The following is a 22878-nucleotide window of genomic DNA, read 5'->3' on the forward strand; positions in this document are numbered from 1 at the left end:
CTGTTTCCTGTTATTTCTTGACCGGTTCGGCAGCGGGCTGAGCGCCGCGTTCCTGCCATGCCTTGCGGGCCGCGCGCGAGCGCGTGAACACGGCTTCGAGCGCCGCGCCGTCGCCGGCGTCGATCGCCGCACGCAGCCGGGCGAGCACGCGCGTGTAGCCGTCGAGCTCGTCGAGCAGCGCCGCGCGATTCGCGACACACACGTCGCGCCACATTTCCGGGCTCGACGCCGCGATCCGCGTGAAGTCGCGGAAGCCGCCCGCCGCATACGAGAATTTCAGTTCGGCATCCGTCTCGCCGAGGATCTGCTCGACGAGCGCGAACGACAGCACGTGCGGCAGATGGCTGATCGACGCGAACACGCGATCGTGCTGCGCCGTGCTCATCGTGCGCACGTCGGCGCCGGTCGCCCGCCACATCGCGTCGATCCGCGCGACCGCGTCGGGTGCGTTCTCCGGCAGCGGGCACAGCACGACGTTGCGGCCGACGTACAGATCCGGCAGCGCGGCCTCGACACCGCTCGACTCGCGCCCGGCGATCGGGTGGCCCGGCACGAATTGCGCGATCCGCGCACCGAGCACCTCGCGCGCCGCCGCGACGACATCGGACTTGGTGCTGCCCGCGTCGGTGACGAGCGTCGCGGCCTCGAGCCACGGGGCGATGCGCGCGAGCAACGGGCCCGTTTGCGCGACGGGCGCGGCCAGCAGCACGAGATCGGCGCCGGCAAGCGCGTCGCGCAGTTGCGCATCGTCGTCGAGCGCCGCCGCGCGATCGATCACGCCGAGCGCGAGCGCGCGCTCGACCGACGCACGGGAACGGCCGACGCCGACGACTTCGCCCGCGCCGCCCGGTGCGCGCTCGCGCAGCGCGCGCGCCAGCGATCCGCCGATCAGGCCGACGCCGAAGATGACCAGTTTGTTGAATGCAAAGCCTGACACGACAAGAGCCAAGTGACGCGCGCGGAACGATGCCCCGCGCGCGGAAGTCCAGATTCCGGGCAACGGGCCCGCACCCGGCACGACCTGCACCGGATACCGCCCGAGCCCGCCTTGGGCAGCGCCGCCCGGCCTGCCCTGCCCGCTTCGCCGCGCCGCCTGCGCGGTGCAGGCGACGGGCCGCTGCGCGTCAGCGCGCGCGCGGATACGAACCGAGTACCTTCAGGAACGCGGCCTTCTGGCCGAGCTCCGCGAGCGCGGCGGCCACGGCTGGCTCGTCCCGGTGCCCTTCGATGTCGATGTAGAAGTAATACTCCCACGTGCCGACGCGCGCCGGGCGCGATTCGAAGCGGGTCATCGACACCCCGTGCCGCGCGAGCGGTTCGAGCAGCTTGAACACCGCGCCCGGCTCGTTCTTCACCGACACGATCAGCGAGGTCTGGTCGTGACCGCTCGGTCCGGCCGGCTGCTTACCGATGATCACGAAGCGCGTGCGGTTGTGCGGATCGTCCTGGATCAGCGAGAACGCGATCTGCAGCCCGTAGTGCGCGGCCGCGCGGTCGCCCGCGATCGCCGCGACGCTCGGGTCGGCCGCCGCGAGACGCGCGGCCTCCGCGTTGCTCGACACTGCTTGCCGCTCGAGCTGCGGTGCGTTCGCGGCGAGCCACTGCTGGCATTGCGCGAGTGCCTGCGCATGCGCGCAGACGCGCTTCACGCCGTCGAGCGTGCCGCTCTGCGTGAGCAGGTTGTGATGGATCGGCAGCGCGAGTTCGCCGCTGATCAGCAACTGCGTCTGCAGCAGCAGGTCGAGCGTGCGCGACACCGCGCCTTCGGTCGAATTCTCGACCGGCGCGATGCCGAATGCGGACGCGCCCGCCTCGACCGAGCGGAACACCTCGTCGATCGACGGACACGGCAGCCCTTCGATCGACTGGCCGAAATACTCGAACATCGCCTGTTCGCTGTACGTGCCGACCGGCCCGAGGAACGCGACGTGGATCGTCTGCTCGAGCGCGCGGCTCGCGGCCATGATCTCGCGCCAGATGGCGCTGATGTGCTCGCTCGCGAGCGGCCCCGCGCTCATGTCCTGCAGGCGCGCGATCACCTGCAGTTCGCGTTCCGGCCGGAACACCGGCGCATTGAAGTGCTTCTTGACCTCGCCCACCTCGAGCGCCACCGCGGCGCGCTGGTTGAGGAGCGCGATCAGCTGCGCGTCGATCGCGTCGATGCGGTCGCGCAGCGGTTTCAGGCGGGAATTCAGTTCGTCGTCCATGCGTAGTTGCCGTGCTGTTTGAACAGCGCCGCGCTCAGGCGCCGCGCCGTTCGAAGTCCTTCATGTACTCGACGAGCGCTTGCACGCCCTCGAGCGGCACCGCGTTGTAGATCGACGCCCGCATGCCGCCGACGGACTTGTGGCCCTTCAGCTGCAGCAACCCGCGCGCCTTTGCGCCGGCAAGGAAGTCTTCATTGCGCGTTTCGTCGGCCAGGAAAAAGGGCACGTTCATCCGCGAACGCGCCGCCGGCTCGACCTTGTTCAGATAGAAGCTGCTCGCATCGATCGTGTCGTAGAGCAGCTTCGCCTTCTCGATATTGCGGGCCTCGATCGCCTCGAGGCCGCCCTGCCGCTTCAGCCACTGGAACACGAGGCCCGCGACGTAGATCGCATAGGTGGGCGGCGTGTTGTACAGCGAGTTGTTCTCGGCGACGGTTTTCCATTCGAATGCGGACGGGCAGATCGACAGCGCGCGATCGAGCAGATCCTCGCGCACGATCACGACCGTCACGCCGGCTATCCCGATGTTCTTCTGCGCGCCGCCGAACAGCACGCCGTACTTCGCGACGTCCATCGGGCGCGACAGGATGTGCGACGAGACATCGGCGACGAGCGGCACGTCGCCGAGGTCGGGAATCTCGAACGTCTCGACGCCGTCGATCGTCTCGTTCGTGCACAGATGCACGTAGGCCGGATCGTCCGACAGCTGCCACTCGGCACGGGCAGGCGCGCGCGTGAAACCGTCGGCCGTCTTGCCGGAGGCGGCCAGATGCGGCGTGCCGTATTTCTTCGCTTCGTTGAACGACTTCTGCGACCACGAGCCCGTCACGACGAAGTCGGCGGTCTTGCGCGAGCCGAGCAGGTTCATCGGCACGGTCGCGTTCGCGCCGATGCCGCCGCCCTGCAGGAACAGGATCCGGTGGCTGGCCGGCACATCGAGCAGTTCGCGCAGGTCGGTCAGCGCCGCCTCGTGGATCGACATGAATTCCTTGCCGCGATGGCTCATCTCCATCACGCTCATGCCGCTGCCGTGCCAGTCGAGCATTTCGTCGGCGGCCTGCCGCAGCACTTCCTCGGGGAGCGCCGCAGGACCGGCGGAGAAATTAAAGACGCGCATCGTGAAAACCTCGGGAGGGACGCGACCGGCTTGCGACCGGCTTGCCGCCGGCAGAAAGAACCGCGCCTGAAAAGAAATGGCCGCTTGCGCTCGCGCGCAAACGGCCATTATCGCACTGTCATCAGGCTCCCGCCAAACCCGGCCGAACGGCCGGGCGGCGTGCCCGGACGGCTTACTTGCCCGGCTTGACTGCCGCGACTTCCTTGTCAGCCTGCGCGCGCGTCGCCTGGATCGCTTGCGGCATGTACTTCTGCATCAGGCCGTTGACCACGTCGCGACCGACCTGATCCTGAACCTGGATGAACTTGCGGCCCGTCGGGCTCTTGTAGAACGTCGTCAGATCCTTGATCTCCGACGTGCTGTAGTACTTCGCATAAGCGTCGTACTGAGCCGACATCGCATCGTTCTGGAACTGCTGCGAGCCGAACACCTTGCCCGCGCCGTCAACCAGCTTCGGCACTGCGTTCTTCTGCAGCGTCGGCACGGCAGCCTGCTTCTGCTTGTCGTTCAGCGACTTGTTTTCCGACAGCGCGTCCGACAGGATCGCCGGCACGAGCTGCTTTGCCTGCATCTCGGCGCTGTTGCCGATAGCCGACACGAGCTTCGGCGCGTCGATCGCGTCGAGCAGATCCTTGATCGCTGCCTTCTTGTCGGCGTCGATCGGCGCAGCTGCCGCGGTCGCAGCCGGTGCGGAATTCGACAGCGCTTGCGCCATCGCGAACGTCGGCACCAGTGCAGCCAGCAGAACCAGTTGCTTGAATTGCTTTTGCATCATCACTCCCTTTTGGAAATATGAATGGTTGCTCGCCGACCGCGGCGCTTTTCGCCCGCGGCGGCTCGAGTCTCATCCGTTCTTCAGGCTTCGCCGTCCGACGCCTCGTCGGCCTCGCCATCGCCCTCTTCGGCTTCCGCGATCTGCTGCAGGCCGGAGAGCTTGGTACCCTCATCGAGACTGATGAGTGTAACACCTTGCGTGGCGCGCCCCATTTCGCGAATCTCGGACACACGCGTCCGGATCAACACGCCGGCGGTCGTGATCAGCATGATCTGATCCTCGGCGTCGACGAGCGTCGCGGCGACGACCTTGCCGTTGCGCTCGGACGTCTGGATCGCGATCATCCCCTTCGTGCCGCGGCCGTGACGCGTGTACTCGGTGATCGGCGTGCGCTTGCCGTAGCCGTTTTCGGTCGCGGTGAGCACGGTCTGCTCCTCGCTGCCGGCAACCAGCAGCGCGATGACCTGCTGCCCGTCCTCGAGCTGCATGCCGCGCACGCCGCGCGCTTCCCGGCCCATCGGGCGCACGTCGTTCTCGTCGAAGCGCACGGCCTTGCCGGCGTCAGAGAACAGCATCACGTCGTGCGCGCCGTCGGTGATCGACGCGCCGATCAGGTAATCGCCCTCGTCGAGGCCGACCGCGATGATGCCCTTCTTCATCGGGCGGCTGAATGCCTCGAGCGGCGTCTTCTTCACGGTGCCGAGCGACGTCGCCATGAACACGAACTTGTCGGCCGAGAACTCCTTGACCGGCAGCACGACGTTGATCTTCTCGCCTTCCTGCAGCGGGAACATGTTGACGATCGGACGGCCGCGCGAGTTGCGCGAGCCCTGCGGCACTTCATAGACCTTGACCCAGTACACGCGGCCGCGGTTCGAGAAGCACAGGATGTAGTCGTGCGTGTTCGCGATGAACAGCGTCTCGATCCAGTCGTCTTCCTTCATCTGCGTCGCCTGCTTGCCGCGACCGCCGCGCTTCTGCGCGCGATACTCGGACAGCGGCTGCGACTTCACGTAGCCCGCGTGCGACATCGTGACGACCATGTCCTGCGGCGTGATCAGGTCTTCGGTGTTCAGCTCGGTCGCGTTCAGCTCGATCTTCGAGCGGCGCGCGTCGCCGAATTCGGCCTTCACCGAGGTCAGCTCTTCGCCGATCATCGTCGTGATCCGCTCCGGGCGCGCGAGGATGTCCAGCAGGTCGGCGATCTGCGCCATCACTTCGCGGTACTCGCCGATGATCTTGTCCTGCTCGAGACCGGTCAGGCGCTGCAGACGCATCTGCAGGATTTCCTGCGCCTGCGTGTCGGACAGACGGTACAGCCCGTCGGTCTGCATCCCGAACGCCGGGTTCAGGCCTTCCGGACGGTACGCGGAGCGGCCGCCCGCGGATGCGTTCTCGGTCTCGGCGCGCGTCAGCATCTCGCGCACGAGCGACGAATCCCACGGCTTCGCCATCAGTTCCTGCTTCGCGATCGGCGGCGTCGGCGCGGCCTTGATGATCGCGATGAACTCGTCGATGTTCGCGAGCGCAACGGCAAGACCTTCGAGCACGTGGCCGCGCTCGCGGGCCTTGCGCAGTTCGTAGATCGTGCGGCGCGTCAGCACTTCGCGTCGATGCGACAGGAAGCACTGCAGGATTTCCTTCAGGTTCATCAGCTTCGGCTGGCCGTCGACCAGCGCGACCATGTTCATGCCGAACGTGTCCTGCAGCTGCGTCGCCTTGTACAGGTTGTTCAGCACCACTTCGGGCACTTCGCCGCGCTTCAGCTCGATCACGACGCGCATGCCGCTCTTGTCGGACTCGTCGCGGATGTCGGAGATGCCCTCGAGCTTCTTCTCGTTGACGAGCTCGGCAATGCGCTCGAGCAGCGAGCGCTTGTTCACCTGGTACGGCAGCTCGTCGACGATGATCGCCATCCGCTGGCCGCGGTCGATCTCCTCGAAGTGCGTGGCCGCGCGCATCACGACGCGGCCGCGCCCGGTGCGGTAGCCGTCGCGCACGCCGGCGACGCCGTAGATGATGCCGGCCGTCGGGAAGTCCGGCGCCGGGATGATCTCGATCAGCTCGTCGATCGTCGCTTCCGGGTTGCCCAGCAGGTGCTGGCACGCGTCGACGACTTCGTTCAGGTTGTGCGGCGGGATGTTGGTCGCCATGCCGACCGCAATGCCCGACGAGCCGTTGATCAGCAGGTTCGGGATGCGCGACGGCAGGACCGACGGCTGCATCTCGTTGCCGTCGTAGTTCGGCTCGAAGTCGACCGTTTCCTTGTCGATGTCGGCGAGCAGCTCGTGACCGATCTTCGCCATGCGAATTTCGGTGTAACGCATCGCCGCGGCGTTGTCGCCGTCGATCGAGCCGAAGTTGCCCTGCCCGTCGATCAGCATGTAGCGCAGCGAGAAGTCCTGCGCCATCCGCACGATCGTGTCGTACACCGCGGTATCGCCGTGAGGGTGATACTTACCGATCACGTCACCGACGATACGCGCCGATTTCTTGTACGCGCGGTTCCAGTCGTTGTTCAGTTCGTGCATCGCGAACAATACGCGCCGGTGCACGGGTTTCAGGCCATCGCGGACATCCGGAAGGGCACGTCCGACGATCACGCTCATCGCGTAATCGAGATACGAACGGCGCATTTCCTCCTCTAGGGAGGTGGGCAGGGTCTCTTTGGCGAATTGATCCATGTATCCGTATCGTTTCGGAGCGAAGACGGCGAACGCCTTTCGCGTGGGCGCTGCATGCGCAACGCAACGCGAGATTCTAACATGCGCCCATCAGCCGCCGATTCGCCACCCCCTCTATATGTAAACAGCAAAAATCGCGACCACGGCAGCGGCACCGCGAACCGGCCGCGATCGCGCCCCTTCAGGCGGCTCGGGGGCCGCGCGGATCCGAGTCGCGCACGCGGGTAAACATTTGCGGCCTTTCGCGCAATTTCGCGGACCCACTCTTGACAATCTCTAAAAGTTACGGCAGGCCGGTGTTGCGCATGCACCACAAAGTTGAAGCGATCTTAGGGTGGGGAGGATTTTTTTTCGTAGGAAGGGAACGATATGGCAAAATGCCAACGCACTGAAAGTTAGACGCTGCTCGAAGTCTACACAGAGCGGTGCCGCGTTTTTTGTGCCGCACCAATGTTATACTTCGAGCAATGTATGACTTGTCACCGTCAACAGGCTCGCAGTAAACCTGCGGTAATCTCAATTTCGAGAGGAGAAATATGAATAAACTTTCAAAGCTCGCGTTCATTGCAGCTACCGCAGTTATGGCTGCATCCGCTTCGGCACAGTCGGTGCCGGCGTCGCGTCAAGCCGTCAACGACAACTGGGTGAACGGCACGGGCGAATGGGTGTGGATGAACGGCACGAACGAGCTCTGCTGGCGTGACGCGTTCTGGACGCCGGCCACCGCCAACGCGAAGTGCGATGGCGCACTGGTCGCCCAGGCACCGGCACCGGCTCCGGTCGCACCGGTCGCTCCGGCAATCACGAGCCAGAAGATCACGTATCAAGCCGACGCACTGTTCGACTTCGACAAGGCAACGCTCAAGCCGCTGGGCAAGCAAAAGCTGGACGAACTGGCTTCGAAGATCCAGGGCATGAACACGGAAGTGGTCGTCGCTACGGGCTACACGGACCGCATCGGTTCGGACAAGTACAACGACCGCCTGTCGCTGCGCCGTGCGCAAGCCGTCAAGTCGTACCTGGTCAGCAAGGGTGTCCCGGCCAACAAGATCTACACGGAAGGCAAGGGCAAGCGCAACCCGGTCACGACGGGCTGCAACCAGAAGAACCGCAAGCAACTGATCGCCTGCCTCGCACCGGACCGCCGCGTGGAAGTCGAAGTGGTCGGTACGCAAGAAGTCCAGAAGACGACCGTTCCGGCACAGTAAGCCGCGGTTTTCGACTGCTTCAAAGCCCCGCTCCGGCGGGGCTTTTTCTTTGACGCCCGCCCAGGCGCTCGCTGGCCTCGTTGTGCGCCCCCTTATATACTCGGGTCTGACGAACCGCAGCACCGCCCTCCTTCCGTAGCCCGTTTGCCGACATGACCAACGCCGATCCGCACGAACTCCAGAAATTCAGCGACCTCGCCCATCGGTGGTGGGATCCGAATGCCGAATTCAAGCCCCTGCACGACCTGAACCCGGTCCGGCTCGGCTGGATCGATTCGCATGCGCACCTCGCCGGCAAGCGCGCGCTCGATATCGGCTGCGGCGGCGGCATCCTGTCCGAATCGATGGCCGGACTCGGCGCGCAGGTGAAAGGCATCGACCTGTCGACCGAAGCACTCGGCGTGGCCGACCTGCACAGCCTCGAAAGCGGCATCACGGTCGATTACGAGGCGATCGCCGCCGAAGCGATTGCCGAACGCGAGCCGGGCACCTACGACGTCGTCACGTGCATGGAAATGCTCGAGCACGTCCCGTCGCCGGCCGGCGTCGTCGCCGCGTGCGCGACGCTCGTGAAGCCGGGCGGCTGGGTGTTCTTCTCCACGCTGAACCGCAACCTGAAGTCCTACCTGTTCGCAGTGATCGGTGCGGAGTACATCGCGCAGATGCTGCCGAAGGGCACCCACGACTACGCGCGCTTCATCCGCCCGTCGGAACTGGCGAGCTTCGTGCGCGGGACCGATCTGCATATCGTGGAGATCAAGGGCATTACCTATCACCCGATCGGCAAGCGCTTCGCGCTGTCGAACGATACCGACATCAACTATCTCGTCGCGTGCCGCCGCGGCGCGTGACCTTCCGACCGGCATGACGACTCCCCTTTCGACCGGGCGGCCCGCACTCGACGAGCCGCGCCTGCTGCACTGCGATGCCGTGCTGTTCGACCTCGACGGCACGCTCGCCGACACGGCGCCCGATCTCGCCGCCGCCGTCAACAAGATGCAGCGCGTGCGCGGCCTGCCCGAAACGTCGCTCGACGTGCTGCGGCCGCTGGCATCGGCCGGCGCGCGCGGCCTGCTCGGCGGCGCATTCGGCATCGGCCCGCAATCGGCCGGCTACGAAGCGATGCGCGACGAGTTCCTGACCAATTACGCGACGGACATCTGCGTGCACACCGTGCTGTTCCCCGGCATCGGCGACGTGCTCGACGAACTCGATGCGCGCGGCGTGCGCTGGGGCATCGTCACGAACAAGGCGATGCGCCTCACCGCGCCGCTCGCCGACCTGCTCGGCCTTGCGCCGCGCGCGGCCTGCATCGTCGGGGGCGACACAACGCCGCACTCGAAACCGCATCCGGCCCCGCTGCTGCACGCGGCCGGACAGATGACGCTCGCGCCCGAGCGCATCGTCTATGTCGGCGACGACCTTCGCGACATCCAGGCCGGCAGCGCGGCAGGGATGGCAACCGTCGCGGCTGCCTATGGCTACTGCGGCGACGGTGCCGCGCCGGCCGACTGGCAGGCACAGCATCTCGTCGGCTCGACGCAGGAACTGCGCGAACTGTTGCGCGATGTTGGGCTATAATGTTTGATCTTATCCGCGGGGGCGACCTGGTTTCGACAGGGGTTGTGAAGCGGCTAGGGCATGTCGAGGACCCGTCACCTCGTTAATCAATGGGAAAATCGTAACTGCAAACGACGATACGTTCGCACTGGCAGCCTAACGGCCGCCGTCCTCTGCCTAGTTCACTGACGGGCTAGTGTCGCAAGACCGGTAGCAATACCGCCAGAGGTCATTTACGTCAGTTAAGCCCTGTCGGCGTCGCGACGCCAGGGTCGAAAACCTAGCGAATCGCCGTAGTGCAGCGTGTTCGTCCGCGTCGCTGCGGTTAAATCAAATGACTGAACTAAACATGTAGAACTAGTCGTGGAGCGCTTCTGGACGCGGGTTCGATTCCCGCCGCCTCCACCAAATTCCGCGCTTGACGCACGAACCCCGCACGACGCGAGTCTGCGGGGTTTTTTGTTGCCGGTGCGCCCACCTCCCGCGCCCTCCGAAAAAGCGCCCGGCCCCGAGCGGGCCAGGCGGAATGCCGCCGGTGAGCAGGCGACAGGAGGTAACGGAGGTTCGGCGCCGTCCGCGCTGCGCTCGAGCGCAGCGGACGACGCCCTGCCCGGCACCGCGACCGGACGCGATGCATCGTCGCACCGGCCCCGTGGCCCCGCCAGGCAATGCGCAGCTTAGCTGCCGCGATACAGCGACTTCATTTCTTCCGCGCTGGCCGGACGCACGCCGATCGCACGCGAGCCCGCTGCCGATGCGCCCTGCACCTGCGCGCCGTAGCCGCTGGCGTCGGCGCCTTGCGCCTGGGCCAACGCGCTGCGCTGCTGTTCTGCAACACGCGCGGTTGCGGCCTGGATCGCTTCCGGATAGTGCGGATCTTCGCCGCGGGCGGTGTTGTAACCGGCCTGCTGGAGCTGAACCAGTTCGGCGCGAACCTGTGCGCGGGTGAGTGCCGAGCCGGACTGCGCAAACGAAACGACCGGAGCAACGAGAGCGGCAGCAACGACAACGGCTTGAACGAGCGACTTCATGATGACCTACCTCCAGATTTGTCTGATTTCGCGGTGAACACCCGTTCATCGCTGACAAACCGAAGTTTATGTAGGCGGATGCTTAAGAATAAGGCAGGTTTCAGGAAGACATCCTTCCTGAATTAAGGGTTAACCCTAGAATCTCGACAGACACCCGATCCGGCATCGCACGATCGCACTGGACTACGACCGGCCATAAAGCACGAGCCCCGCAAGGCAGCATGCCCTGCGGGGCTCGAAAAGAATCGCGCGGCATCGGCGCGGCACGGCCGCACAGACGCGTCGACGACGACCCGGCGCGTCTGCCTTGGTTATTGAGTGTCCAGCGGGCACTTCAGGTTGCAGCCGTTCGGATCCCCCATATCGCCCTTGCGGCGCAATGCCGACTTCTTACCGCTCTGGTATTTCTGCGACGGCGCGGACGCCGCGAACGGCATCTGCGGATGCTCGTTCAAGCGGAACTGTTCGCTCAGGATGCCGCCAGGCACGCCCGGGGAATTCTGCGCAAGCGCAAACGGCGAAACAGCGACGAGAAGCCCTGCGGTCAACGCTGCCGCGGCGAAGGGAACGGAAAGTTTCATGGCGGGATGACGCCTGAACGGCGTGCTTGTTGGAACGTTGATCAAGCGGCAAGCGTAGCGCAAATCCCTCGCTGCTGCAGCGCGGCTCGCATGCATTCCCGTTACCGTGCGTTGCCGTCCGGCGTACCGGCCGCGACCGTACCGGCGAGGCCCTCCGCGACACCGGCCAGCGTCCCGCACGCCGCCGGATCGTAGCCGTCGAGATGCGCGACGCGCTCGACGAAACGTGCATCGCGCAGCAAGGCGAGCACGCCGGCGAGCGGCCGCGAGTCGAGCTGCGCGCGTTCGCACGCGAAGTAGTAGTCCTCGTCGACGACCGGGATGAAATCGAGCCCGAAATGACGGGCGGCCGGCTCGACGCCGAAGCCGAGATCGGCCATCCCGCTCGCGACGAACGCGGCGATCGCCGAGTGCGTGAGCTCGGCCGAAGCATAGCCGTCGATACGCTCGGGATCGATGCCGATCGCCCGCAACGCGAGATCGAGCAGCATGCGCGTGCCCGACCCCGGCTGCCGATTGACGAAGCGGATGTCGTGGCGGGCGAGATCGGCCAGCCCGCCGACCTGCTTCGGGTTGCCGCGCGGCACGAACAGCCCCTGCTGGCGACGCGTCAGATGAATCAGCACGTGACGCGTGTCGTCGAGCCACGGCCGGTAGATCTGCGCGCACCGTTCGCGGAACGCGCCGCGCGGCAGATGGAAGCCGGCCAGCTCGCATTCGCCGCGCGCGAGCGCCTGCACGGCCTCGACGCTCTCGCGATACTTGATGTCGACGGCGGCCTGCGCATCGACGAGCGCGGAAACGAGCGCCGCAACCGCATAGCCGTGCGACGCATGGATGCGCACGGCGCCGTCGCGCTGTGCGAGCCGCCGGTTCAGGTCGCTCGCCACCTCGGCCGCCAGCGCGCGCAGGTTCCCGTCGAGACGGCTGCGCGCGAGCCGCTGCGCGTCGACGACCGCCTGCCCCAGCTCGGACAATGTCGATCCCTTGCCGCGCGCGGTCTCGATCAACTCGCCGCCGACGCACGCCTCCAGCGCCCGCAGCATGCCCCACGCGTGCCGATACGACAGCCCTTTCGCCTGCGCGGCCTGTGCAATGCTGCCCGTATCGGCCACGAGCTCCAGCAACGGGGCGACATCCGACAGGCTCGCCGTGCGGCCCTCCGTGTCGCGTACGGTCAGATACGCGTCGCATTCGATTCGAATCAATTATGTACTCCGATTTCCTATTGCGACTGCGAAATCTTCCGCTTATCGTTGCTCAAAATCAATCAGGACGAAGTCCCGGTGTGCACTATATGAATCAAGGGCACATATGAGACTTTGGAGGAGCACAACGATGTCCCCGAATTCCCCTGCGCCCGACGCGCTGGTCGAGCGTCATGCGCGCGCCGGCCGCTCGCTCGTCGCGATCCTGCATGCGATCCAGGACGAGGCCGGCTACGTACCGGCAGGCTGCGTCGCGCCGCTCGCGAAGGCGCTGAATCTGTCGCGTGCCGAAGTGCACGGCGTGCTCACCTACTATCACCACTTCCGCACCGCGCCGCCCGCGCGCGTGACGATCCAGATGTGCCGCGCCGAGGCGTGCCGCAGCATGGGCTGCGAAGCGCTGGCCGCACACGCGGAAGCGCGCACGGGTTGCCGGTTCGACGCCGCGCACGGCGATGGCGCCGACGCGCACGCGCCGGGCGACGTCGCGCTCGAGTCGGTCTACTGCCTCGGGCTGTGCGCACAATCGCCGTCGATGACGGTCAACGGCGTACTGCACGCAAAGGTCACGCCGGAGAAGTTCGACGCCCTGCTCGCCGACGCGGCCGCCCACACCCCGGAGGCCGCATGACGACCCGCATCTACGTTCCGCGCGATTCGTCCGCGCTGGCGCTCGGCGCCGACGCCCTCGCCGCCGCGATCGTCGCGGAAGCCGAGCGGCGCGGCGTCGCGATCGAACTGATCCGCAACGGTTCGCGCGGGCTGCTGTGGCTCGAGCCGCTCGTCGAGGTCGGCACGGCCGCCGGGCGCGTCGGCTACGCGAACCTGTCGGCGGCCGACGTGCCCGCCCTGTTCGATGCAAACTGGCTCGACGGCGGCACGCACCCGAGCGGCGTCGGCCTCGTCGACGCGCTGCCCTATCTCGCGCGCCAGCAGCGCCTCACGTTCGCGCGCATCGGCCTGACCGATCCGCTGTCGATCGACGACTACCTGAAGCATGACGGCCTCGCCGGCCTGAAGAACGCGCTCGCACTCGACGGCGACGCCGCGTGCGAGCAGCTGATCGAATCGGGGCTGCGCGGCCGCGGCGGCGCGGCCTTCCCGGCCGGCATCAAGTGGCGCACGGTCCGGCAGGCGCGCGCCGCGCAGAAGTACATCGTCTGCAACGCGGACGAAGGCGATTCGGGCACGTTCTCCGATCGCCTGCTCATGGAATGCGATCCGTACTGCCTGATCGAAGGGATGATCATCGCGGGCATCGCGACGGGCGCGACGCTCGGCTACATCTACGTGCGCAGCGAATACCCGCATGCAATCGCGGCACTCGAAACGGCGATCGAGCGGGCTCGCGAAGCCGGCTGGCTCGGCGAACGCGTGCTCGGCTCCGCGCATGCGTTCGACCTGCACGTCGCGAAGGGCGCCGGTTCGTACGTGTGCGGCGAGGAAACGGCGCTGCTCGAATCGCTCGAAGGCAAGCGCGGCGTCGTGCGCGCGAAGCCGCCGCTGCCGGCGCTCGCCGGGCTGTTCGGCCAGCCGACCGTGATCAACAACGTGATCACGCTCGCGACCGCGCCGGTGATCTTCGCGCGCGGCGCCGCGTTCTATCGCGACTACGGGATGGGCCGCTCGCGCGGCACGCTGCCGTTCCAGCTCGCGGGCAACATCCGCCACGGCGGCCTCGTCGAGCTCGCGTTCGGCGTCACGCTGCGCGAGCTGCTGTTCGACTACGGCGGCGGCACGGCCAGCGGCCGGCCCGCGCGCGCCGCCCAGGTCGGCGGCCCGCTCGGCACCTACCTGCCCGAACACCAGTGGGACGTGCCGCTCGACTACGAGGCGTACGCGGCGATCGGCGCGGTGGTCGGCCACGGCGGCATCGTGCTGCACGACGACACGTCGAATCTCGCGGAGCTCGCCGAATACGCGATGAAGTTCTGCGCGATCGAATCGTGTGGCAAGTGCACGCCCTGCCGGATCGGCTCGACGCGCGGCGTCGAGACGATCGCGCGGATTCGCGAAGGCGACACGTCGGAGCGTCAGGTCACGCTGCTGCGCGACCTGTGCGACACGATGCTCGCCGGCTCGCTGTGCGCGATGGGCGGGATGACGCCGTATCCGGTGCTGTCCGCGCTCGACCATTTCCCCGAAGATTTCGGGCTCGCCGCCGGCAAGCAAGCCGCGTCGGGTCCGGTCAAGGCTGCGGCCTGACCCAGAAGGAGCCCTGCATGTCCCTCGACACGAACAACGTCCGCCAAGGCGGCTGCGGCTCGGGCCAATGCGCGTGCAAGAGCGCCGCTGAGGCGCGCGTGCGCGATCCGTTCGACGAAACCGACTACGGCACGCCGCAACGGCATGCCGATACCGACGTCACGCTCGAAATCGACGGCCAGCCGGTCACGGTGCCGGCCGGCACGTCGGTGATGCGCGCCGCGATCGAAGCCGGCGTCAACGTGCCCAAGCTCTGCGCGACCGATTCGCTCGAACCGTTCGGCTCGTGCCGTCTGTGCCTGGTCGAAATCGAAGGCCGGCGCGGCTATCCGGCATCGTGCACGACGCCCGCCGAAGCCGGGATGAAGGTGCGTACGCAGTCGGACCGGCTGCAGTCGCTGCGCCGCAACGTGATGGAGCTGTACATCTCCGACCATCCGCTCGACTGCCTCACCTGCCCCGCCAACGGCGACTGCGAACTGCAGGACATGGCGGGCGTGGTGGGCTTGCGCGAAGTGCGTTACGGCTTCGACGGCGCGAATCACCTGCGCGACCAGAAGGACGAATCGAATCCGTACTTCACGTACGATCCGTCGAAGTGCATCGTCTGCAACCGCTGCGTGCGCGCATGCGAGGAAACGCAGGGCACGTTCGCGCTGACGATCGCCGCGCGCGGTTTCGAATCGCGCGTCGCCGCCAGCGAAGGCGAATCGTTCATGGCATCGGAATGCGTATCGTGCGGCGCGTGCGTCGCCGCGTGCCCGACGGCCACCTTGCAGGAAAAATCCGTCGTCCGGCTCGGCCAGGCCGAGCATTCGGTCGTCACGACCTGCGCGTACTGCGGCGTCGGCTGCTCGTTCAAGGCCGAGATGAAGGGCACGCAGGTCGTGCGCATGACGCCGCACAAGAACGGCCTCGCGAACGAAGGCCACGCGTGCGTGAAGGGCCGCTTCGCATGGGGCTACGCGACGCACAAGGACCGCATCACGAAGCCGATGATCCGCGAGAAGATCACCGACCCGTGGCGCGAAGTCAGCTGGGAAGAGGCGCTCACCTACGCGGCGACGCAGTTCCGCAAGCTGCAGCAGAAGTACGGCCGCGATTCGATCGGCGGCATCACGTCGTCGCGCTGCACGAACGAGGAAACCTACCTCGTGCAGAAGCTCGTGCGCGCCGCGTTCGGCAACAACAACGTCGACACCTGCGCACGCGTGTGCCACTCGCCGACCGGCTATGGCCTGAAGACGACGCTCGGCGAATCGGCCGGCACGCAGACCTTCGCGTCGGTCGGCCAGTCCGACGTGATCGTCGTGATGGGCGCGAACCCGACCGACGGGCACCCGGTGTTCGGCTCGCGCATGAAGCGGCGCATCCGCGAGGGCGCGAAGCTGATCGTGATCGACCCGCGCCGCATCGACGTGGTCGACGGCCCGCACGTGAAGGCCACGCATCACCTGCAGCTGCGCCCGGGCACCAACGTCGCGATCGTCAACGCACTCGCGCACGTGATCGTCACCGAGGGGCTCGTCGCCGACGCATTCGTCGCCGAACGCTGCGACACGCGCGCGTTCGAGCAATGGCGCGACTTCGTATCGCGCGCCGAGAACTCGCCCGAAGCGACCGCCGACGTAACGGGCGTGCCGGCCGCGCTGGTGCGCGAAGCCGCGCGCCTCTATGCGACGGGCGGCAACGCCGCGATCTACTACGGCCTCGGCGTGACCGAACACGCGCAAGGCTCGACGACGGTGATGGGCATCGCGAACCTCGCGATGGCGACCGGCAACATCGGCCGCGAAGGCGTCGGCGTCAATCCGCTGCGCGGCCAGAACAACGTGCAGGGTTCGTGCGACATGGGCTCGTTCCCGCATGAACTGCCCGGCTACCGGCACATCAGCGACGAAGTCGTACGCACGCAGTTCGAACAGGCATGGTCGGCCACGCTGCAGCCGGAACCGGGGCTGCGCATCCCGAACATGTTCGACGCGGCGCTCGACGGCAGCTTCAAGGGCCTCTATTGCCAGGGCGAGGACATCGTCCAGTCGGACCCGAACACGCAGCACGTCGCGGCCGCGCTGTCGTCGATGGAATGCATCGTCGTGCAGGACATCTTCCTGAACGAAACCGCGAAATACGCGCACGTGCTGCTGCCGGGCTCGACGTTCCTCGAGAAGGACGGCACGTTCACGAACGCGGAGCGCCGCATCTCGCGCGTGCGCAAGGTGATGCCGCCGCTCGCGGGCTACGCGGACTGGGAAGTGACGCTGCTGCTGTCGCGGGCGCTCGGCTACGACATGCACTACACGCATCCGTCGGAAATCATGGACGAGATCGCGCGGCTCACGCCGACCTTCTCGGGTGTGTCGTACGAGAAGCTCGATGCGCTCGGCAGCATCCAGTGGCCGTGCAACGAACAGGCGCCGGACGGCACGCCGACGATGCACATCGACGCATTCGTGCGCGGCAAGGGCCGGTTCGTGATCACGCAGTTCATTCCGACGCCGGAAAAGGTCACGCAGCGCTATCCGCTGATCCTGACCACGGGCCGCATCCTGTCGCAATACAACGTCGGCGCGCAGACGCGCCGGACCGAGAACGTGCAGTGGCACGAAGAGGACCGTCTCGAGATCCATCCGCACGACGCGGAGGACCGCGGAATCCGGACCGGCGACTGGGTCGGCATCGAATCGCGGGCGGGCCAGACCGTGTTGCGCGCGCTCGTGTCCGACCGCATGCAGCCGGGTGTCGTGTACACGACGTTCCACTTCCCCGAATCGGGCGCGAACGTGATCACGACGGACAGCTCCGACTGGGCGACGAACTGCCCGGAATACAAGGTGACGGCCGTGCAGGTGATGCCGGTCGCGCAGCCGTCGGAGTGGCAGCGCGCGTATGCGCGCTTCAACTCGGAGCAGCTCGACCTGCTCGAGCGCCGCGCCGCCACGCCGGCCGTCGTGACGACGGGCAAGTGAGGAAGCGATGGACAACGGACACCTGGTCGACATGGCCAACCAGATCGGCGCGTTCTTCGAATCGATGCCCGATCGCGAAGAAGCGCTGAGCGGGATCGCCGAGCATATCCGGCGCTTCTGGGAACCGCGGATGCGTCGTGCATTGCTCGCCGCGCTCGACGATCCGTCGAGCGCGGCCGGACAACGCGCGGCGCCGATCGTGCGCGACGCGATCGCCGCGCACCGCGCATCGCTCGTACCAGCCGCGGCCTCCGCCTGAGCGCCCCGCTACGCAGGCACCGACATGCCCGCGAACCAGCTTTCGCAGTGGCGCAGCAGCGCGTTCGCGTCGGTGGCGGTACGGCCGCGCACCGCGATGTAGCCGTCGGGCCGCAGCAGGTAGAACGACGGCCTCGAGCGGCCGTATACCTGCGCAAGCCCATCCGTGCCGTCGCTTTCGGCATCGGCGACGCGCCATGTTCGCACGGCGCCCGGCATGATCCGCTCCAGCCCCTGCACAAGCGCCTGCGCATCCGCGGGCATCGGCGGCACGTCGCCCGTCTCGCCGGCGTCGGCTCCTGCCGGTTCCTCGAGCAGCAGCAGCGTAAAGCTCGCGGGGTCGTGCAGGTCGTATAGCCGCGCGGTTCCGGGCGCCCGCCCGAGCGGCCCGTCGACCACGTGCACGAGCGCGTCGGGCGCTCGCTCGCCTGCGCGCGGCCCGCCGTCGAGCACGCGTTCGAGCGTGAGCGGGCTTTTCCGGTATTGCACGCCGAGCTCGCTGACGGTGCGGCGTACCGCGTCGCGCACCGGCCCGAACGACGCCAGCAGCGGCACGACATGATCGCGCAGCAGCTTCATCGCGCCGTGGTCGGCTTCGACGATCTGCGTGACGAGGCCGGTCTGCCGCAATACGTCACGCTCGATCGGGTGGCGCTCGGCGTGATACGTGTCGAGCAGGCGCTCCGGCGTGCCCGCGCCGAGCACGCGCGCGAGCTTCCAGCCAAGATTGAACGCTTCCTGGATGCCCGTGTTCATGCCCTGCGCGCCCGCCGGGCTGTGAACGTGCGCGGCGTCGCCCGCGAAGAATACCCGCCCGTGACGCAGTCGCTCGACCATCCGGCTATGCAGGCGGAAATACGTCGACCACGCGAGATCGCTCGGCGCAATCGACGCACCGACGCGCGCGCGCACGATCGCCTCGCATTCGTCGAGCGACGGGGTCGAGGGCGTGAGTCCGTCGGGCGATGCGTCGCTGCCGGGCGGCCGGTCGGCAACGAGCCGGTAGCGGCCGCCGCCCATCGGAAACAGCCCCGCGATGCCGTCGGGCGTCGTGAACAGATGGATCTCCTCGTCCGGCCAGTCGGGTATCGCCGCGAAATCGGCGAGCAGGAAAGTCTGCTCGAACGCATGCCCGGCGAAGCCCAGGCCAAGCAGGTGGCGCACCGTGCTGTGCGCGCCGTCGGCGGCGATCAGGTACGAGGGCGCGAACGCCTGTTCACGACCGTCGGCATCGCGGATCGTCACGTCGAGCGACGGTCCGCCCGCATCGCATGCGGTGAGCGTGACGCCGCGTTCGACGGTCACGCCGAACCCGGCCAGATGCTCGGCGAGCAGCCGCTCGGTGATGCTCTGGTCGAGAAACAGCAGATACGGATAACGCGTTTGCAGCGGATCGAAATCGAGCCGCGCGATCACGCGGCCGTCCGCATGCAGCGCGGCCGCATGGGCGCGATGACCCAGCGCGAGAAACGGTTCGACCGCGCGATGCTGCTCCAGCAGTTCGAGCGTGCGTGCCTGGATACCGATCGCGCGAGAATACGGCGCGGGCACGGCCAGCCGGTCGATGATGCGCACCGGCACGCGGGCGCGCGCGAGACTCATCGCTGCGGCAAGGCCGGTGGGGCCTGCGCCGACGATCAGCACCGGCGGGATATCGAGCAGTGTGTCAGCCATGAGAACCTCGATGACACGCGATTGTGCAAGTCTACGCCGCTCCGCGTGACGGGGCCATATGCCGACCGGCCGATCTGGGGTGCCCGCGCGCAGTGTGGGAAAATACACGCTTTCCGTCAGTTTTCGCGTCATGGAATCCGCATTCGACCGAGCGTATGCCGCGCACCGCGCGGGCCGCCTCGCCGAGGCCGAGCACGGCTATCGCGCCGCACTCGCCACTCATCCCGCCGACGCCGACGCGCTGCATCTGTTCGGCGTGCTGCGGCATCAGCAGGGCCAGCATGCCGAGGCGGCCGATCTCGTCGGGCGTGCGGTCGAGTTGCGCCCGAACGACGCCGCGCTGCAGCTCAATCTCGGCAACGCGCTGAAGGCACTCGGCCGGCTCGACGAAGCGATCGACCGCTTTCGCAACGCGCTGACGCTCGCGCCCGAATTTCCGCTCGCGCACTACAACCTCGGCAACGCCTATGCGGCACTGCAGCGCCACGAAGATGCCGTCGACGCATTTGCCCGTGCACTTCGGCTCACACCGGACGACGCATCGATCCACAACAACCTCGGCAACGCGCTGAATGCGCTCGGCCGTCACGACGATGCGCTCGCCGCATTCCATCGCGCGCTCGAGCTGCGGCCCGGGCATGCCGGCGCGCACAACAATCTCGCGATGGCGCTGAACGCGATGGGCCGGGCCGACGACGCGATCGCCCATTTCCAGGCTGCGATCGCCGCGCAGCCGCGCTTTGTCGCCGCGCATTTCAATCTCGGCAACACGCTCGAGGCGCTCGGCCGTCATGGCGAAGCCGCCGCCGCATTCGAAGCCGCGCTCGCGCTGCACCCGCCGTTTCCGCTCGCCCTCTTCGGGCTCGCGAACGCGCTGTGCGCGCAGGCACGCCAGCGCGAAGCGCTGCCCTACTACGAACGCGCGGTCGGTCTCGATCCGTCGTTCAGTCTCGCGTGGTTGAACCTCGGCAACGCGCATCACGCACTCGGCGCGCACGAGATGGCGCTGCGCGCGTTCGACCAGGCGCTGCGCGTCGCCCCCGACCTGAAACTCGCGCAGCTGCACCGCGCCGTAACGCTGCTGACGCTGGGCGACTTCGCCCGCGGCCTGTCCGCGTACGAAACGCGCCACGACACGCCGGGCGCGACGCCGCTCGGCACGCTGCCGCGCTGGCAAGGCGAGCCGATTGCCGCGCGCACGCTGCTGATCCGCGCGGAACAGGGCTTCGGCGACACGCTGCAGTTCGTCCGCTTCGTGCCGCTCGCCCGCGCGCGTTGCGCGCGCGTCGTGCTCGAAGTGCAGCCGGAACTCGTCGCGCTGCTCGCACCGGCCGCGGCACGCTGGCGCGTGACGCTCGTCGCGCAGGGCGCCGCGAAGCCGCCGGCGGCGGACGTCGCATGCACGCTGATGAGCCTGCCGTTCCTGCTCGGCCTGCAGCCGGCCGACATCGTCGCGGGCACACGCTACCTCGACGTGCCGGACAGCACGCAGCGGCGCTTTCGCGGCTCGCTGGGCGGCCAGTCGAAGCGCAAGTTCGGCCTTGCGTGGACGGGACGCCGGCAGGCACAGGAAAACCGCTCGATGCCGTTCGACGCGCTCGCGCCGCTGCTCGCGCTGCCGGACATCGACTGGATCGTGCTGCAGCCGGCGCTCGACGACGACGAACGGGCACGCGTCGACGCGCATCCCCGCATGCATCGCCTCGACGGGCGGCTGAACGACTTCGCCGACACGGCAGCGCTGATCGAACGGCTCGACGGCGTCGTCACGATCGATACGGCGGTCGCGCACCTCGCGGGCGCGCTCGGCAAGCCGCTGTGGATCATGCTGCCGTTCGCATCCGACTGGCGCTGGTTCACCGGCGACGACCGTCCGTGGTATCCGCGAGCGAGGCTCGCCCGCCAGTCCGCACCGGGACAATGGCTCGACGTGGCGGCGGCGGTCGCCGCCGCGCTGCGCGACGCCTGAATACCCGAGCGCAGACAAAAAAAGGGAGCGCGGCGCGCTCCCTTTTTTCAGTCGATGTGATGCGATACAGGCGGCGTCAGGCCGACTTGTACTGGTTGCGCGCTTCGCGTGTGCGATACAACACGAGCGTCGCGATCAATCCGCAAAATGCGGCGACGCTCAGCCACAGCCCCGGTGCCGCCTTGTTGCCGGTCTGGTGGATCAGCAACGTCGAGATCGCCGGCGTGAACCCGCCGATCGTCGTCGCGAGGCTGTACGCGAGCGAGAAGCCGGCCGTGCGCACATCGGCCGGCATCACTTCGGTCAGCGCGACGACCATCGCGCCGTTGTACGAGCCGTACAGGAACGACAGCCACAGCTCGACCGCGAGCAGCCGCAGGAACGACGGATCCGCCACGAGCCACAGCACGGCCGGATAGGCCGACAGCAGCGTGAGCACCGTGAACGCGATCAGCACCGGGCGGCGGCCGATGCGATCCGACAACGCACCGGACAGCGGCAGCCAGACGAGATTGGACAGGCCGACGCAGACGGTCACGACGAGTGCGTCGAGCGACGACAGGTGCAGCACTTCCTTGCCGAACGTCGGCGTGTATGCGGTGATCATGTAGAACGACACCGTCGTCATGATCACCATCCCCATGCCGGCGATCACGACGCCCCAGTTTTCCAGCATCGAACGCATGATCTCGCCCATCGTCGGACGGTGACGCTTCGCGAGGAATTCGTCGGTTTCCTTCAGCGAACGGCGGATCAGGAACAGGAACGGAACGATCAGGCAGCCGATCAGGAACGGAATGCGCCAGCCCCACGCGGTCATGTCCTCGGCCGGTAACGCGCGGTTCAGCAGCACGCCGACGAACGCGGCGAACACGACCGCCACCTGCTGGCTGCCCGATTGCCACGACGTATAGAACCCCTTGTGCCCCTTCGTCGCGATCTCCGACAGGTAGACGGACACGCCGCCGAGCTCGACGCCCGCGGAAAAGCCCTGCAGCAGCCGGCCGAGCAGCACGAGCACCGGCGCGAGCACGCCGATCGTCGCGTAACCCGGTATCGAGGCCACCGTGAGCGTGCCGAGCGCCATCAGCCCGAGGGTCAGGATCAGCCCCTTGCGGCGGCCGTGATGGTCGATGTACGCGCCGAGCACGATCGCGCCGACCGGGCGCATCAGAAAGCCCGCGCCGAACACCGACAGCGACAGCATCAGCGACGCGAACGCGTTGCCGCTCGGAAAATACGTTTTCGCGATGGCCGACGCGTAATACCCGTAGACCATGAAGTCGTACATTTCCAGGAAGTTGCCGCTGACGACCCGGAACACGGTACGGAATTTCGATTCCTGCGCGACGGCGTGTGTGGCAGTGGACATGGAGTTCTCTCGGCTCGGAAGGCGCGACCTGCGCGCCGTGGGGATCCGACGATGCGCATG

At 67.2% G+C, this 22878-nt stretch carries 18 protein-coding genes and 1 other RNA gene; 9 read left to right on the forward strand and 10 right to left on the reverse strand.

All coding sequences use genetic code 11. The annotated features are described in order from the left end of the window. Window positions 1–10: 10 nt before the first annotated feature. From DID98_RS16110 to gyrA, 5 genes are all read right to left on the reverse strand, one after another. The gene (locus DID98_RS16110) at window positions 11–937 is read right to left on the reverse strand and encodes a prephenate dehydrogenase/arogenate dehydrogenase family protein (protein WP_124487824.1); all 927 of its coding nucleotides are present in this window, start codon (window positions 935–937) and stop codon (window positions 11–13) included. 187 nt (window positions 938–1124) lie between these two features. Next, the gene (gene pheA, locus DID98_RS16115; protein WP_044844839.1) at window positions 1125–2207 is read right to left on the reverse strand and encodes a prephenate dehydratase; all 1083 of its coding nucleotides are present in this window, start codon (window positions 2205–2207) and stop codon (window positions 1125–1127) included. A 34-nt stretch (window positions 2208–2241) separates the two neighbouring features. Beyond that, a complete protein-coding gene (serC, locus tag DID98_RS16120; RefSeq protein ID WP_124487823.1) occupies window positions 2242–3324 on the reverse strand; it encodes a 3-phosphoserine/phosphohydroxythreonine transaminase in 1083 nt (360 codons plus the stop codon). Window positions 3325–3496: 172 nt separating this feature from the next. Beyond that, entirely contained in the window at window positions 3497–4096 is a 600-nt protein-coding gene (locus DID98_RS16125; RefSeq protein ID WP_044844860.1) for a DUF2059 domain-containing protein, read from the reverse strand. Between the two features lie 83 nt (window positions 4097–4179). Continuing rightward, window positions 4180–6783 carry a DNA gyrase subunit A gene (gene gyrA / locus DID98_RS16130; protein ID WP_124571005.1) on the reverse strand — a complete coding sequence of 868 codons (2604 nt, stop codon included), beginning with the start codon at window positions 6781–6783 and terminating at the stop codon, window positions 4180–4182. A 536-nt stretch (window positions 6784–7319) separates the two neighbouring features. Between gyrA and ompA the strand changes: the two genes are divergently transcribed. The 4 genes from ompA (at window position 7320) to ssrA (ending at window position 9959) form a co-directional block, all read left to right on the forward strand. Next, entirely contained in the window at window positions 7320–7991 is a 672-nt protein-coding gene (gene ompA / locus DID98_RS16135) for an outer membrane protein OmpA (protein WP_044844842.1), read from the forward strand. A 152-nt stretch (window positions 7992–8143) separates the two neighbouring features. After that, on the forward strand, window positions 8144–8842 hold the full coding sequence (ubiG, locus tag DID98_RS16140) for a bifunctional 2-polyprenyl-6-hydroxyphenol methylase/3-demethylubiquinol 3-O-methyltransferase UbiG (RefSeq protein ID WP_044844843.1): 699 nt from the start codon (window positions 8144–8146) through the stop codon (window positions 8840–8842). A 13-nt stretch (window positions 8843–8855) separates the two neighbouring features. After that, window positions 8856–9572 carry a phosphoglycolate phosphatase gene (gene gph, locus DID98_RS16145; protein WP_124571006.1) on the forward strand — a complete coding sequence of 239 codons (717 nt, stop codon included), beginning with the start codon at window positions 8856–8858 and terminating at the stop codon, window positions 9570–9572. Between the two features lie 17 nt (window positions 9573–9589). Next, window positions 9590–9959: a transfer-messenger RNA gene (gene ssrA, locus DID98_RS16150) on the forward strand. A gap of 269 nt (window positions 9960–10228) precedes the next feature. Here ssrA and DID98_RS16155 read toward each other — a convergent pair. The 3 genes from DID98_RS16155 to DID98_RS16165 all read right to left on the reverse strand — a co-directional run bounded on the left by DID98_RS16155 (window position 10229) and on the right by DID98_RS16165 (window position 12371). Next, window positions 10229–10582 carry a DUF4148 domain-containing protein gene (locus DID98_RS16155; protein WP_059599002.1) on the reverse strand — a complete coding sequence of 118 codons (354 nt, stop codon included), beginning with the start codon at window positions 10580–10582 and terminating at the stop codon, window positions 10229–10231. A gap of 311 nt (window positions 10583–10893) precedes the next feature. After that, on the reverse strand, window positions 10894–11163 hold the full coding sequence (locus DID98_RS16160; protein WP_044844846.1) for a hypothetical protein: 270 nt from the start codon (window positions 11161–11163) through the stop codon (window positions 10894–10896). 101 nt (window positions 11164–11264) lie between these two features. After that, window positions 11265–12371 carry a substrate-binding domain-containing protein gene (locus tag DID98_RS16165; RefSeq protein WP_124571007.1) on the reverse strand — a complete coding sequence of 369 codons (1107 nt, stop codon included), beginning with the start codon at window positions 12369–12371 and terminating at the stop codon, window positions 11265–11267. 130 nt (window positions 12372–12501) lie between these two features. Between DID98_RS16165 and DID98_RS16170 the strand changes: the two genes are divergently transcribed. Genes DID98_RS16170 through DID98_RS16185 form a run of 4 tightly spaced genes read left to right on the forward strand, consistent with a single transcriptional unit; the run spans window position 12502 to window position 17804 of the window. Next, the gene (locus DID98_RS16170; protein WP_044844848.1) at window positions 12502–13002 is read left to right on the forward strand and encodes an NAD(P)H-dependent oxidoreductase subunit E; all 501 of its coding nucleotides are present in this window, start codon (window positions 12502–12504) and stop codon (window positions 13000–13002) included. After that, the gene (locus tag DID98_RS16175; protein ID WP_044844849.1) at window positions 12999–14576 is read left to right on the forward strand and encodes an NADH-quinone oxidoreductase subunit NuoF; all 1578 of its coding nucleotides are present in this window, start codon (window positions 12999–13001) and stop codon (window positions 14574–14576) included. Before DID98_RS16170 ends, DID98_RS16175 begins: the two co-directional genes overlap by 4 nt. Window positions 14577–14593: 17 nt before the next feature. Then, entirely contained in the window at window positions 14594–17545 is a 2952-nt protein-coding gene (gene fdhF / locus DID98_RS16180) for a formate dehydrogenase subunit alpha (RefSeq protein ID WP_124571008.1), read from the forward strand. A gap of 7 nt (window positions 17546–17552) precedes the next feature. Then, entirely contained in the window at window positions 17553–17804 is a 252-nt protein-coding gene (locus tag DID98_RS16185) for a formate dehydrogenase subunit delta (protein WP_124522090.1), read from the forward strand. Between the two features lie 8 nt (window positions 17805–17812). Here DID98_RS16185 and DID98_RS16190 read toward each other — a convergent pair whose 3' ends face one another. After that, complete coding sequence (locus DID98_RS16190) at window positions 17813–19477, reverse strand: FAD-dependent monooxygenase (protein ID WP_044844852.1); 1665 nt, start codon at window positions 19475–19477, stop codon at window positions 17813–17815. Window positions 19478–19607: 130 nt separating this feature from the next. On the opposite strand from DID98_RS16190, the gene DID98_RS16195 reads away from it, so the two are divergent. Further along, window positions 19608–21446 carry a tetratricopeptide repeat protein gene (locus DID98_RS16195; RefSeq protein ID WP_409362339.1) on the forward strand — a complete coding sequence of 613 codons (1839 nt, stop codon included), beginning with the start codon at window positions 19608–19610 and terminating at the stop codon, window positions 21444–21446. Window positions 21447–21522: 76 nt separating this feature from the next. On the opposite strand, the gene DID98_RS16200 is transcribed toward DID98_RS16195, so the two are convergent. Further along, the gene (locus DID98_RS16200) at window positions 21523–22818 is read right to left on the reverse strand and encodes an MFS transporter (RefSeq protein ID WP_124487816.1); all 1296 of its coding nucleotides are present in this window, start codon (window positions 22816–22818) and stop codon (window positions 21523–21525) included. Between the last annotated feature and the right edge of the window lie 60 nt (window positions 22819–22878).

It is taken from the genome of Burkholderia sp. Bp8984, assembly GCF_003853755.1.
GTDB lineage: Bacteria > Pseudomonadota > Gammaproteobacteria > Burkholderiales > Burkholderiaceae > Burkholderia.

What these genes read in the sequence shown, in the direction of transcription:
- DID98_RS16195 (WP_409362339.1), top strand. Translation starts at nt 19,608, where the DNA reads ATGGAATCCGCATTCGACCGAGCGTATGCCGCGCACCGCGCGGGCCGC.
- DID98_RS16155 (WP_059599002.1), bottom strand. Translation starts at nt 10,582, where the DNA reads ATGAAGTCGCTCGTTCAAGCCGTTGTCGTTGCTGCCGCTCTCGTTGCT.
- fdhF (WP_124571008.1), top strand. Translation starts at nt 14,594, where the DNA reads ATGTCCCTCGACACGAACAACGTCCGCCAAGGCGGCTGCGGCTCGGGC.
- serC (WP_124487823.1), bottom strand. Translation starts at nt 3,324, where the DNA reads ATGCGCGTCTTTAATTTCTCCGCCGGTCCTGCGGCGCTCCCCGAGGAA.
- DID98_RS16200 (WP_124487816.1), bottom strand. Translation starts at nt 22,818, where the DNA reads ATGTCCACTGCCACACACGCCGTCGCGCAGGAATCGAAATTCCGTACC.
- pheA (WP_044844839.1), bottom strand. Translation starts at nt 2,207, where the DNA reads ATGGACGACGAACTGAATTCCCGCCTGAAACCGCTGCGCGACCGCATC.
- DID98_RS16160 (WP_044844846.1), bottom strand. Translation starts at nt 11,163, where the DNA reads ATGAAACTTTCCGTTCCCTTCGCCGCGGCAGCGTTGACCGCAGGGCTT.
- DID98_RS16125 (WP_044844860.1), bottom strand. Translation starts at nt 4,096, where the DNA reads ATGCAAAAGCAATTCAAGCAACTGGTTCTGCTGGCTGCACTGGTGCCG.
- DID98_RS16170 (WP_044844848.1), top strand. Translation starts at nt 12,502, where the DNA reads ATGTCCCCGAATTCCCCTGCGCCCGACGCGCTGGTCGAGCGTCATGCG.
- DID98_RS16190 (WP_044844852.1), bottom strand. Translation starts at nt 19,477, where the DNA reads ATGGCTGACACACTGCTCGATATCCCGCCGGTGCTGATCGTCGGCGCA.
- gph (WP_124571006.1), top strand. Translation starts at nt 8,856, where the DNA reads ATGACGACTCCCCTTTCGACCGGGCGGCCCGCACTCGACGAGCCGCGC.
- gyrA (WP_124571005.1), bottom strand. Translation starts at nt 6,783, where the DNA reads ATGGATCAATTCGCCAAAGAGACCCTGCCCACCTCCCTAGAGGAGGAA.
- ubiG (WP_044844843.1), top strand. Translation starts at nt 8,144, where the DNA reads ATGACCAACGCCGATCCGCACGAACTCCAGAAATTCAGCGACCTCGCC.
- DID98_RS16175 (WP_044844849.1), top strand. Translation starts at nt 12,999, where the DNA reads ATGACGACCCGCATCTACGTTCCGCGCGATTCGTCCGCGCTGGCGCTC.
- ompA (WP_044844842.1), top strand. Translation starts at nt 7,320, where the DNA reads ATGAATAAACTTTCAAAGCTCGCGTTCATTGCAGCTACCGCAGTTATG.
- DID98_RS16185 (WP_124522090.1), top strand. Translation starts at nt 17,553, where the DNA reads ATGGACAACGGACACCTGGTCGACATGGCCAACCAGATCGGCGCGTTC.